The sequence below is a fragment of the Desmonostoc muscorum LEGE 12446 genome (assembly GCF_015207005.2).
In the GTDB taxonomy this organism is placed as follows: domain Bacteria; phylum Cyanobacteriota; class Cyanobacteriia; order Cyanobacteriales; family Nostocaceae; genus Nostoc; species Nostoc muscorum.
In genome coordinates this window covers 7,689,058-7,700,875 of record NZ_JADEXS020000001.1, presented here as the reverse complement: position 1 = coordinate 7,700,875, position 11,818 = coordinate 7,689,058, and the positions used below count along the sequence as shown (strand labels likewise).

10 protein-coding genes are annotated in these 11,818 nt (G+C 39.1%); 8 read left to right on the top strand and 2 right to left on the bottom strand.

Features of this window, described 5'->3' with window-relative positions:
* The first annotated feature begins 519 nt into the window (after positions 1-519).
* The 8 genes from pstS to hppD all read left to right on the top strand — a co-directional run bounded on the left by pstS (position 520) and on the right by hppD (position 9,473).
* The gene (gene pstS / locus IQ276_RS31625; RefSeq protein ID WP_190880441.1) at positions 520-1,563 is read left to right on the top strand and encodes a phosphate ABC transporter substrate-binding protein PstS; all 1,044 of its coding nucleotides are present in this window, start codon (positions 520-522) and stop codon (positions 1,561-1,563) included.
* A 278-nt stretch (positions 1,564-1,841) separates the two neighbouring features.
* Complete coding sequence (gene pstC, locus IQ276_RS31620; RefSeq protein WP_193915757.1) at positions 1,842-2,843, top strand: phosphate ABC transporter permease subunit PstC; 1,002 nt, start codon at positions 1,842-1,844, stop codon at positions 2,841-2,843.
* Between the two features lie 126 nt (positions 2,844-2,969).
* Positions 2,970-3,851: a phosphate ABC transporter permease PstA gene (gene pstA, locus IQ276_RS31615; protein WP_193915754.1), complete on the top strand. Its 882-nt coding sequence runs from the start codon at positions 2,970-2,972 to the stop codon at positions 3,849-3,851.
* 213 nt (positions 3,852-4,064) lie between these two features.
* Complete coding sequence (gene pstB, locus IQ276_RS31610; protein WP_190880448.1) at positions 4,065-4,844, top strand: phosphate ABC transporter ATP-binding protein PstB; 780 nt, start codon at positions 4,065-4,067, stop codon at positions 4,842-4,844.
* A 239-nt stretch (positions 4,845-5,083) separates the two neighbouring features.
* The gene (locus IQ276_RS31605) at positions 5,084-5,863 is read left to right on the top strand and encodes a phosphate ABC transporter ATP-binding protein (RefSeq protein ID WP_190880449.1); all 780 of its coding nucleotides are present in this window, start codon (positions 5,084-5,086) and stop codon (positions 5,861-5,863) included.
* 309 nt (positions 5,864-6,172) lie between these two features.
* Positions 6,173-7,459: an IS1/IS1595 family N-terminal zinc-binding domain-containing protein gene (locus IQ276_RS31600; protein ID WP_193915751.1), complete on the top strand. Its 1,287-nt coding sequence runs from the start codon at positions 6,173-6,175 to the stop codon at positions 7,457-7,459.
* Positions 7,460-7,540: 81 nt separating this feature from the next.
* The gene (locus IQ276_RS31595; RefSeq protein ID WP_193915748.1) at positions 7,541-8,245 is read left to right on the top strand and encodes an SDR family oxidoreductase; all 705 of its coding nucleotides are present in this window, start codon (positions 7,541-7,543) and stop codon (positions 8,243-8,245) included.
* A 106-nt stretch (positions 8,246-8,351) separates the two neighbouring features.
* A complete protein-coding gene (gene hppD / locus IQ276_RS31590; RefSeq protein WP_193915745.1) occupies positions 8,352-9,473 on the top strand; it encodes a 4-hydroxyphenylpyruvate dioxygenase in 1,122 nt (373 codons plus the stop codon).
* A gap of 170 nt (positions 9,474-9,643) precedes the next feature.
* On the opposite strand, the gene IQ276_RS31585 is transcribed toward hppD, so the two are convergent.
* Together IQ276_RS31585 and IQ276_RS31580 are read right to left on the bottom strand one after the other, a co-directional pair.
* Positions 9,644-9,847: an element excision factor XisI family protein gene (locus tag IQ276_RS31585; protein WP_228042971.1), complete on the bottom strand. Its 204-nt coding sequence runs from the start codon at positions 9,845-9,847 to the stop codon at positions 9,644-9,646.
* Positions 9,848-10,138: 291 nt separating this feature from the next.
* Positions 10,139-11,818: a hybrid sensor histidine kinase/response regulator gene (locus IQ276_RS31580; protein WP_193915742.1), complete on the bottom strand. Its 1,680-nt coding sequence runs from the start codon at positions 11,816-11,818 to the stop codon at positions 10,139-10,141.

Genomic DNA, 11,818 nt, shown 5'->3' with positions numbered 1-11,818 from the left:
CCACCTAGATTTCCGATCCCCCCTAACCCCCAGCAGGGCTGTTTCATTAGACCTCTTGCATAAATCAAAAATAAAGAACCCCACCCCGCATTTGCTAACGCAAACGCTCCCCTCCCCTTGGTAAGGGGAGGGGTTGGGGGTGGGGTGTTAGAGACTTTTGCAAGAGGTCTATTCCATTTCAAACAGGATTTGTCAAGATGGTTAGCGAAAAAATTGTAAGTCAGGGTGACGATGAGATGAACATTTAAGCACTTAAATAGAAGTTCTAATTTGAAAATTGTGTTATTTATTTATTTTTCAGTATTAAAATTCAACTGCAATTTTCCATCAATATATTTTGATTTGACTAAATTAATTTATTCAATCAAATATCAATAACAAAGAGGTGTTTTAAAGTAAATTTTAAACGCAACTTAACTTGATATTCATCTATTGTTAAATAAATTTTAACCATAAGAAATGTAGCCTTAATTAAGGCTGTGATTACAGCAGGAAAATATTCCTTTCATCAGAGGTAATATGATTTTTTCGACCACCATCTTGAATCGTGTCGTTGCTACTTCAGTGGTGACAACTTCTGTTGCACTTAGTCCAATGTTTGGCGCGATCGCACAAGCTCAAACCCTCAACGGTGCAGGAGCAACTTTTCCGGCTCCGCTTTACGAACGCTATGCTCGTGAAGTTAAGAAGAAGTATCCAGACTTGAAAATTAACTACCAAGCAATTGGTAGTGGCGGCGGTATTCGTCAAGTCACTGCTGGAACCGTTGACTTTGGTGGTAGTGATGCTGCAATGAAAGATGCTGAAATCGCTAAAGTCAAGAACGGTGTAATCTTAGTACCCACAGCAGGCGGTGCAGTTTCTGTGGTTTATAATCTGCCAGGCGTCAATGAACTCAAATTATCCCGCAATACACTACCAGCAATTTTTGCAGGTCAAATTACCAATTGGAATGACCCGAAAATTAAAGCTGATAATCCAGGTGTGAATCTACCAAGTCAACCAATAAAATTTGTTGTTCGTGCCGATGGTAGCGGTACAACTTTCATTTTTACTAACCATTTGAGTACAGTTAGTAGTTATTTTAAAGGCAGAGTTGGAGCCAATACTGCACCAAAATGGAATCTTCCAAACGTCCTCAAAGGTAAAGGCAATCCTGGCGTCGCTGCCTTAGTAGCTCGCACTCCTGGTTCTATTGGTTATGTTGAATATGCCTTCGCTCTTAAAAATAACCTGAAATCAGCACAGATCCAAAATAAGGCAGGAGAATTTGTTGCTCCTTCTTTACAATCTGCAAACGCAGCTTTAGCTACTGTGAGTTTTCCAGATAACTACCGCGTTTTTGTAGGCGATCCATCACAAGGTTATCCCATTGTTGGTCTGACTTGGATGATGGTTTACAAACAGTATGCTAATGCTGCAAAATCTGATGCAATTAAGAAATGGATAAATTGGGTATTAAAAGATGGTCAACAATATAATGATGACCTTAACTACACCAAGATTCCATCTGATGTAGCAAATCGTGTACTTCAGACAGTGAATAGCAGTGTCAAGCCTTAATTGCTAATTTTACTACTTTCTTCTACCAATAGGGTCGGCTTTTTACTATTAGTGTAAACTTAAGCAAAACCCTGAAAAAATCTGGTAAATATTGGTTGTAAATCTCGTTTCCAGGTTCTACCTGGAAATCCTTTTTATTAGGCGTCTGTTGTTGAAACGAGAGTTTGGATTAAGCATGAGGCAACATTTTAAAACTTGATTTAACTTTCACATGAAGTTGACAAAAATCACTGTTATCAACTCTACTCACACACAAAAATCTATTTTATTTATCTGTCATGGCAAATTCATCGGAGCCAGCCGACAAAAATTCATCAAATCAATCAAATCTAGATGATGAAAATCTGAATTTGACAGCTATCAGTGGGAAAAATTTCTGGTTTGACCAAGGATTTACACTGCTAGTATACTTTTTTGGCTTGGTTACTTTTGCAGTGTTATTTTTAATGAGTTGGGTAATTTACCAAGAAGCTTTACCAGCCATTAAACAGTTTGGAGTCGGGTTTTTATGGCGTCAAGATTGGGATACAGGTAATGGAATTTTTGGTGCATTACCTTATATTTATGGAACCTTAGTAAGTAGTGCGATCGCTATTTTATTAGCTATACCAGTAGGAATAGCAGTCTCCTTGGTAACAAGTGAAAATTTCTTACCTGCATCAGTGCGAACAATCTTAGCATTTGTTGTGGAATTAATTGCAGCAATTCCTAGCGTCATTATTGGTTTGTGGGCTATTTTTGTATTTATTCCAGTTTTGGAACCTTTAGAAAAATGGCTGGGCAGCACTTTTAAATTTATACCACTATTCAATACACAAGACCCTGTTGGCACAAATATGTTGACTGCTGGAATTATTCTAGCCATCATGATTTTGCCAACAATGGCAGCAATTACTCGTGATGTATTACTGGCTATACCTAAAGAATTACGTAGCGCATCTATGGCTTTAGGTGGTACTCGTTGGGAAACAATTTTTCGAGTTTTGCTACCAGCTGGATTTTCGGGAATAGTCAGTGCAGCAATGCTGGCTTTAGGACGTGCTTTGGGTGAAACAATGGCTGTCACTATGGTAATTGGTAACTCTGCCCAAATTAGTGCTTCTTTACTCGATCCAGCTTATACAATTCCCTCTGTATTAGCTAATGAATTTGCTGAAGCTGAACCAGGATTACATATTGGTGCTTTAAGCTATTTGGGATTAATTTTGTTTGGCTTGACTTTAGTTGTCAATATTGGGGCTGTATTATTAGTCAGATGGTTTGCCAGAAAAAATAATTGAAGAAGAATTCAGAATTCAGAATGCAAAATGCAAAATGCAGAATTCTGAATCGATTTAGTTGTTATGGAGGATTCGTAATTTATATACTGTAAACATTTTGTTAAACAACCAAAAATTGTGAGAAATATGAGTGATTATATTGAGTCTGAGAATGATGAATCAATTACAACAGAATTATGCAGCCCCCTACCAAAACAGCGAGTAATATTTAGCTATTTAATGAATGCGATCGCCTTTGGTTTTACAGGTCTAGCACTCATTCCTTTATTATCAATTTTATGGGAAATATTTGTCCGGGGAATATCTGGAATTAAATGGGAAGTTTTTGTCAAATCAGTGATTGATAATGGGTTTGGCAATGCAATTCTCGGAACCATAACTATGGTAGCCATTGGCGCTTTTTTAAGCATTCCCACAGGCATAATGACAGGAATTTTCTTGGCGGAATTTGGTCAAACTAATCTAATTGCTAATTTCATTCGTTTTATTACTAATATTCTCACAGGCGTGCCTTCAATTGTTGTAGGCATATTCGCTTACGGTATAATCGTTTTCGTAACTAAAGGATTTAGTGCGATCGCAGGTGGTTTTGCTTTAGCTGTGATTATGCTACCAGTGATTGTATTGACAACAGAAGAATCTTTAAAACTGATTCCCACATCTCAACGCCTCGCCTCTGCTGCTTTAGGCGGAACTCGTTTTCAAACTACCTTTCGCATCGTTGTAACTACGGCAATTCCCGGAATCACCACAGGCGTTTTATTAGCTGTAGCTCGTGCTGCTGGTGAAACAGCACCTTTAATTTTTACTGCTTTATTTAGTCTAGATTGGTCAGAAGGTTTGTTAAGTCCAACAGCTTCTTTGCCAGTATTAATTTTTAACCTCTACAACGATCCAGACCCAGAAAAAAGTCAATTAGTATGGACAACTTCGATAATTCTATTGGCCTTAATTTTATGTGTCAGCATTATTTCTCGTTTAGTTATTAGGCAAAGAAAAATCAAATGAACAGAAGTCAGAAGTCAGGATTCAGAATTCAGAAGTCAGAAGTCAGAAGTCATAATTAACTAGTAGAGGATTCAGAACGCTAATAACTTCAAACCAGCACTAGTTCTATATTATTCATTTTGACTCCTGAATTCTGTTAGCGCAGCGGGGCGTAGCCCATTCTGAATTCTGAATTCTATTTTGATAATTTTTTATTTCGCAACGGGACAATTTATGAAGAACTTAATTCCAGCTATCAAAGTAAAAAATATCAGTTTTTACTATGGGACAATCAAAGCGATCGAAAAGGTATCAATAGATATTTATCGCAACCAAGTAACTGCAATTATTGGCCCTAGTGGTTGCGGTAAATCTACTTTCATCAAAATCTTGAATCGCATTAGTGAATTAGAAGGCCCTGTAAAAGTTGAAGGAGAAGTAGAATTTTTTGGTCAAAATATTTATGCTCCTCGTGTCAACATCAATCGATTACGCCGCCAAATTGGTATGGTGTTCCAAAAACCGAATCCTTTTCCTATCAGCATTTATGAAAATGTCGCCTACGGGATGAGAATAGCAGGTAGGTATCCAAAAGTAGAACTAGATGAAATTGTCGAGTCTGCTCTCAAAGACGCTGCTCTTTGGGATGAAGTTAAAGATAAACTAGATAAATCGGCTTTAGGGCTTTCTGGTGGTCAACAACAGAGATTATGTATTGCCCGCGCTTTAGCAGTCAAGCCGAAAGTTCTGCTGATGGATGAGCCTTGTTCGGCTCTTGACCCTATAGCTACTATGAAAGTTGAGGAACTGCTGTATAGTTTGAAATCTCAGTTGACGATCGCGATCGTTACCCACAACATGCAACAAGCTGCCCGTGTCTCTGATTTTACCGCTTTCTTCAGCACCGATGAAAGTCGGATTGGTCAAATGGTTGAATTTGGTGCCACAGAGCAAATCTTTAACAACCCACTCGACCCCCGCACCCGCGACTACATTTCAGGACGTTTTGGTTAAAAAGTCATTGGGCATTGGTCATTCTCCGCGTCCTCCTCATCTGCATTTTTAATTTTCTCAATAATGATTTTTGCGACATAATTTAATACAAACATTTACTAACGGTATATTTGCTATATATCTACCGTATATTTACGTATTTTCCATGAAGATCTCCTTTTAGGAGTAACATAGTGAAACAGCACTGCTGATTTGTACTACCTTACTTAGTCAAGTTTTGTTTCACACGTTTTGGGAATATGAGTAAACTAATTCCAGCCATCAGAGTCAAAAACTTCAGCTTCTATTACGAGACTCAAAAGATAGTTGAAGGCGTTTCAATGGATATTTACCAAAACCAAGTCACGGCAATTATTGGTTCTAGTGGTTGTGGCAAGTCTACTTTTCTTAAATCGTTAAATCGCATGGGTGAATTAGAAGCAGAAGTGAGTGTTGAAGGAAGAGTAGAATTTTTTGGACAGAACATTTATGAGCGCCGTGTCAATTTAAGTAGGCTACGTCGCCAAATTAGTATGGTTTTTCCCAAGCCAAATCTTTTTCCCATGAGCGTTTATGATAATGTTGCCTATGGGGTGAAATTAGTTGGATGGCATCCAAAAGTAGAATTAGATGCGATTGTTGAGTCTGCCATCAAAGCTGCCGATCTTTGGGATGAACTGAAAAATAAGCTGCACAAGTCTGCTTTAGAACTTTCCGGCGGACAACAACAAAGACTATGCATTGCTCGTGCTTTAGCAGTTAAACCAAAAGTTTTACTGATGGATGAACCTTGTTCAGGCCTCGATCCTCTTGGTAGTATGCAAATTGAAAATTTGATTCATAACTTGCGCTCTGACTTGACAATTGTGATTGTTACCCACAACATGCAGCAAGTTACTCGCTTATGTGATTTTACGGCTTTCTTTTACAGTAATGAAAACCGCATTAGTCAAATGGTTGAATTTGGTACTACAAATAAAATTTTTACTAATCCCCTTGATTCCCGTACCCGCGATTATGTTTTTGCCCGCGTCAGTTAAATCTTTCTGACAGCAGAATTGGTGAATTCAGAAGCTAGAATGGGCTACGCCCTGCTGCGCCAACAGGAGTAAAACAGTTTTAATACCTGGTTTTAGCACTTAGTTTTTGTATTTTCATTAACTTTAAATCCGCTGGAAGTTCTGGCTCTTGAGACGACTATCACATAATGTGAGTCGTAATTAAGGATTGAATTTAATTTACACGCCCTTCTAGCTTTTTTTGTGTTGAGTAATACTAATATAAGTTGACAGTATTTTTTATACTATATACTTAAGAAAAGTATCTACTTTAGACCACCTAAATAGAAAATGAAATGTCCCCGGTGCGATTCTACTTCATATCGTAAAAATGGCCGTCGGAATGACAAGCAGAATTACCTCTGCAAAAATTGTGGTAAACAATTCCTTGAGCCGACATTTTCTAGTTTGCTGGAAACTGATTTGATTGCGAACAGCAACGGGCACAGTCAAGTAACTACGGCTGAAGCGAGGGAACTTGATTTAGCAAAAAAACTATCACTAGAAAATTTTACAGAAACAAATTTTAGCTCTTTTAGTTCCATATTAGCGGAAGAACTACGGAAGATTTTATTATCACCTGATTGGCTAGAATCTGATGCTTTCAATCAATTCATCCAAACATCTCAGCAAAAACAGGAAATCAAATATCACTTAGAAACAGGAATTTCGCTTTTACTTTTAGATGCAGAAAACTTAAAATTAGATATTAATTCCGAATTATTTTTAGCGAGTGTATGTGAATATCCTTTGCAAGCTAAATTAGCATTTGCCAACTGGAGAAACCCAAGTATTGGTAAGCAGGATATTGAACTATATAACCGTGGCTATCAACTTGTTCATGTACCCGGAGGTAAAGATAGTGCTGATGCAAAAATGATTGCATTTGGTGCTTCTGTCTTAAGGTCTTATCCAACAGTTAAAGAAATTTTAGTCTGTTCTGGCGATGGAATTTTAATTCACCTGTGTAACGAACTCCAAAACCAGGGGTTGACTGTCTACTTAGTGCGTAGACAAGGACAAAGTTTGCATATAGAGAACCGGAACACTGGCGATTTGACTCATTATTCCATAACAATGGCCAGAGAAGTTCCATCCTTAGAACAAGTAGTTGAGCAAATTCAAGATTTAATTAAAAATGAACAAAACTCAATCAATGCTCGATTACACAGTTTAGCAGGTATTGCCAATTTATTTGAAGAAAGATGCAATCTGAATACCAATCATAATCAAAGGCAGCCAGAAATTGAAGAAATAATTTCTTTTCCAGATGAATCATCTGCGAAATCTATCAAAGAGCAAGAACAAGAAATTTTCCCTCAATTTTTTGATAAAGAAACATTAGACAAATTTTTATTAAAGATAATTCAAGATTTTCAAATAAAATCTCCCAAAATTAAATTATCTGTGTCCAAACTAGGTACAGAGATACAGAAAATAACCGGAGAATCTCCTAATTCAATTGTTAAAAAATTAAAGCTAGGTTCTAATTTTACCAAATATTTACAATCATCCTCTGCATTTAAATTAAAAGCAAGTGGCAGGGAATATGAGGTTATACCGCTATTCTTTGAGTAGATACTTTCTGAACATTTACCTAGAACTTGAGTCCATAATTCAGTATTATGTAAAATGATGTAAAGAAATGTAAATATAAAAATGCAGGATAAAGTCGTCGTTATTGTCGGTGCTACTGGTGGTATTGGTTCAGCCTTAACACACAAACTTGCGCCTACTGGAGTACGGTTAGTACTGGCTGCGAGAGATGCGGTGCGTTTAACCAAACTGGCTGCTGATTTACCAGGGCAAGTTTTGACTGTTCCCACCGATATTACCAATCCTCAACAGGTAGATGCTTTGATCGAAAAGACGGTTGCTGAGTTTGGTCAAATCGATATTTTGGTGAATGCTGCTGGTGCTGGCATACTCAAACCTTACAATAACCTGGAACCCGCTGATTTAGACAAGATGCTGGATGTCAATTTAAAAGGCAGCTTTTACACTACTCAGGCGGCTGCCCAAGAGATGCAAAAGCGCAAGTCTGGTCACATCTGTAACGTGGTAGGAATTCTCGGCAAGCATTCGATGGGGATGGCGGCGGCTTATTCTGCTTCTAAGTTTGGTGTTGTGGGTTTCAGCAAGTGCATGGCAGAAGAACTCAAGCGCTTTGGCATCAAGTTCACGCTATTCTACTTTGGTGGGGTAGATTCTCCTTTTTGGGATAACGTCAACTTAAAAGTAGACCGGAAAAAAATGCTGAGTCCTGAAACTGCGGCCAATGCAATTTTCTTTGCCCTTTCTGCCGAACCGCAAGCTGTACCAATGGAAATTAACATTCAACCTGATAGCCATCTGTTCTTTTAGAGTGGGAGTACGCCTACATAATTCTTGCCTGGGAAAGACATGAAAATCTAGCAAAAAAGGCAAAATTTAGAAATATATAAGCTGTTATGCTGGATTTTCAGTATCTATGAAAATTGATCACGTTCATTTCTATGTAGAAGACGCCAAAACATGGCGGGATTGGTTCGTACACCATCTTGGTTTTCAAGCAGCAGCCGATCGCATTAATTCATTTCACACCTGCACGGAAGTAGTAAAAAGTGGTACCGTCTGCTTTTTACTGTCTTCACCACTGTTACCCACAAGTCCAGTAGCTGAGTTTCTGCGTCAATATCCGCCTGGTGTCGCCGATATTGCTTTTGCGGTGGAAGACGTAGAAGCAGCGATCGCACATGCTCAAAAACACGGTGCCACAGTCCTACAACCCATCCAGGAAGAGAACGTAGGCACAACATCCCTCAAATGGAGCAAAATTGCCGCTTGGGGTGGACTGACTCATACGTTGATAGAAAGAGAAGTAGAAGAGGACGCAAAGACTGGGAGACGCTCTGAAGCGGTGAAAGAATTCTCCATGTCTCCGTGTCCCCGTGTCCCCGCGTCCTTTATCTCCGCGTCTTCTTCAATTACTGCTATAGATCACATCGTACTCAACGTAGCAATTGGTGATTTAGAACCTGCTGTTGCTTGGTATGAAAAGATCCTAGATTTTCAACCCCAGCAGGTGTTTAAAATTAAAACCGATCGTTCTGCTTTACACAGCCAAGTGATGGTTTCGCGCAAGGGCAGCGTACAATTGCCAATTAATGAACCAGCTTCTAAGAACTCCCAAATTCAGGAATTTTTAGATGTCAACCGGGGGCCAGGTATTCAACATATTGCTTTACGGACGACAAATCTTGTAAGTGCGATCGCTAAATTTCGTGCCAGTGGTTTATCCTTACTCTCAGTTCCCCAAAGCTATTACACCCAGCTAAAACAGCGTCCAGGATTTTCATTATCAGATTTAGAAATTGAGGCGATCGCTCAACAAGAAATTCTCGTGGACTGGCAAGAATATACTCCTTTAGAGGGAGGAAATCCCGCGCCTTTATTACTACAAATTTTTACCCAGCCAATATTTGAACAGCCGACATTTTTCTTTGAATTTATTGAGCGTCGTTTCCAAGCTCAAGGTTTTGGGGAAGGAAACTTTCGCGCTTTATTTGAAGCTATTGAAAGCGAACAAATCAAACGCGGTACTTTGCAATAACTACTGATAAGCTGAAAAATATTCAATTTGCATAACCGAATTAAACATAACTCTTGTGGGGGTGGACATCTTGCCCCCCCTAATTATGCAAGTTACAGCAGATTGCAGCTTGGTGAGGTACAGGTTATCGTAGGGGCGCACAGCTGTGCGCCCCTACCCGTGTACCTCATTTACCTGAAAAATGCTGTATACACGACGTTTATTTGACCAACCGGCATGAACAAGTTGATAGCGATGCCTGCGGCGGGGCAAAGCCCAACGCGCTCTCGATCAAAAATTACTTCGGCTTCGACTTCTTCGTTACTAGATTTAATTTGACTGTAACCCTCTAACAATTCTTGAATTATTTCACGGTATTGTTCTACTTTTGCCATTTGACGATCATCTCCTCTTCTGGATAGAAAATAATCAGTCGAACTTGGTAACGTTGGATTAACAGGCGCGGCAGTTCTAAAGTGAAAAAGGAACGATATGTATGAAGTGATTCTTAGATGCTCCGAGGCTTCAGCCCAGAGTCATCTCACTATGTCTTCAGTTTAGCTGTTGATTAACCTTTTCTGCTTATATTAAGTTCGCTTAATTACTTATAATTCAAAATTCTCCACGTCCTCTCGTCTCCGTGTCAACCCTAACTATAAGTATCTATCCAAACTTGATATTACTAATCACTCCGACAGGCTCAACGGCAGTTTGACTATGAAATTTGTCCAGCCTTGAGAACTGGTAACTTCAATCGTACCTTGGAGATATTGGACTAACTTTTTAACCAGTGATAAACCTAATCCGGTGTTGCCATATTGTCGGCGATCGCTTTGCACAATCTGGTAAATCTGGTCAAAAATTTGAGATTGTTCTTGTGTCTTGGTTTGACCAATCCGGTAAAACGGGTCAAAGATCCGAGATTGTTCTTTTATCGGAATTTCAACCCCAGAATTACTAATTGTAATTTGAAAATAGGGAACTTGAAGTGTATTTAATACAGCAGATTCTGCATCTTCATTTACAAGACTTTTTGTGATATTAACCATGTGGGCAGTTACCCGAATCTGTTCATTAGCAGGACTGTATTTACAAGCATTGTTCAGTAACTCTGAGATAATTTCAGTCAGGCTAGCTAAGTCTGAAACTAAAGCTGGTAAATCAGGAGAAACCTTAATTTGCAACATTTGTCGTTTGCCTTGAACACGCGCTTCAAAACCCTCAGCAATATGAGGCAGCCAGTTTTGCAGTTGAATTGAAGTTAATTCCAATGGATAGGCGTCTGCATCAATCATTCGCATATACAGCAAATCATCCACTAAATCTAACTCTTGTTCGCACTGGTCACGCATGATGCTTAGGTAACGACCTACAATCTCAGATGTAAAAAGTGCCTCTGAATTGAAAATGCTCTGTTGGTCTAAAATATTTTCTAGGACATTAATTGCCATTTTAATGTTTGATAATGGCGTTCGCATTTCATGGGAAGTAGTTACTAAAAAATCCTCTTTCAATTTGTTCAATCTTTCGAGTTCTGCTACTTGAATTTCTAGTTGTTTAGCACGTTCAGCGGCAAGATTGCGTTCTTCAATTAGCCGTCGTTGCGTGTCATCCCGAAAAACCAGTACTGCTCCTGTAATTACACCCCTGTTATCTCTCAACGGAGTAGCACTATCAGCTACTGGAATAATTGTCCCGTCTTTGGTAACGAGTAAGACGCGACTGCCCAAATAGATAATAGTTTGTTGTTGGAGGGCTGCAATAATTGGATTTTCTACGGTCAGCTGAGTTTGTTCGTCAATGAGTTTGACGACTTCAGTTAACATCTTGTCCTTGGCTTCATCCCATCGCCAACCTGTCAATGCTTCAGCTACCTGATTGATATATTTAACACGTAATTCAGTATCTACTACAATTACTCCATCACCCATTCCTCGAAGCACAGAACTCAAAAATTGCTCGCGATTGTAGCGATTGAGAGCTGTTTGAATAGCAACGTAAAGTTCTTGCTCCCTGATGGGTTTGAGAATATATCCAAAGGGGGATGTGAGGGTTGCCCGCTCCACAGTACTCTTATCTGAGTGACCAGTGAGGTAGATAACAGGAATTTGCAAATGATGCCAAATTTGCTCTGCTGCCTGGATGCCGTCAACCTCACCCCGTAACCTGATATCCATTAAAATCAAGTTTGGGCGCAACTGAGTTGCTTTTTCGATCGCTGTTTCTGCGGAATCGGCAATATCTAAAACAGTGTATCCCAGAGACTCTAGACTTTCTTGTAAGTTGATCGCAAGAATATATTCATCTTCGACAACAAGAACTCTAACTGTCTCACTTGTCTGTGTAATTGCTGGGATGCCGACCAT

Coding starts and splice junctions, on each gene's coding strand:
- pstS (WP_190880441.1), top strand. CDS start 520: ATGATTTTTTCGACCACCATCTTGAATCGTGTCGTTGCTACTTCAGTG.
- pstC (WP_193915757.1), top strand. CDS start 1,842: ATGGCAAATTCATCGGAGCCAGCCGACAAAAATTCATCAAATCAATCA.
- pstA (WP_193915754.1), top strand. CDS start 2,970: ATGAGTGATTATATTGAGTCTGAGAATGATGAATCAATTACAACAGAA.
- pstB (WP_190880448.1), top strand. CDS start 4,065: ATGAAGAACTTAATTCCAGCTATCAAAGTAAAAAATATCAGTTTTTAC.
- IQ276_RS31605 (WP_190880449.1), top strand. CDS start 5,084: ATGAGTAAACTAATTCCAGCCATCAGAGTCAAAAACTTCAGCTTCTAT.
- IQ276_RS31600 (WP_193915751.1), top strand. CDS start 6,173: ATGAAATGTCCCCGGTGCGATTCTACTTCATATCGTAAAAATGGCCGT.
- IQ276_RS31595 (WP_193915748.1), top strand. CDS start 7,541: ATGCAGGATAAAGTCGTCGTTATTGTCGGTGCTACTGGTGGTATTGGT.
- hppD (WP_193915745.1), top strand. CDS start 8,352: ATGAAAATTGATCACGTTCATTTCTATGTAGAAGACGCCAAAACATGG.
- IQ276_RS31585 (WP_228042971.1), bottom strand. CDS start 9,847: ATGGCAAAAGTAGAACAATACCGTGAAATAATTCAAGAATTGTTAGAG.
- IQ276_RS31580 (WP_193915742.1), bottom strand. CDS start 11,818: ATGGTCGGCATCCCAGCAATTACACAGACAAGTGAGACAGTTAGAGTT.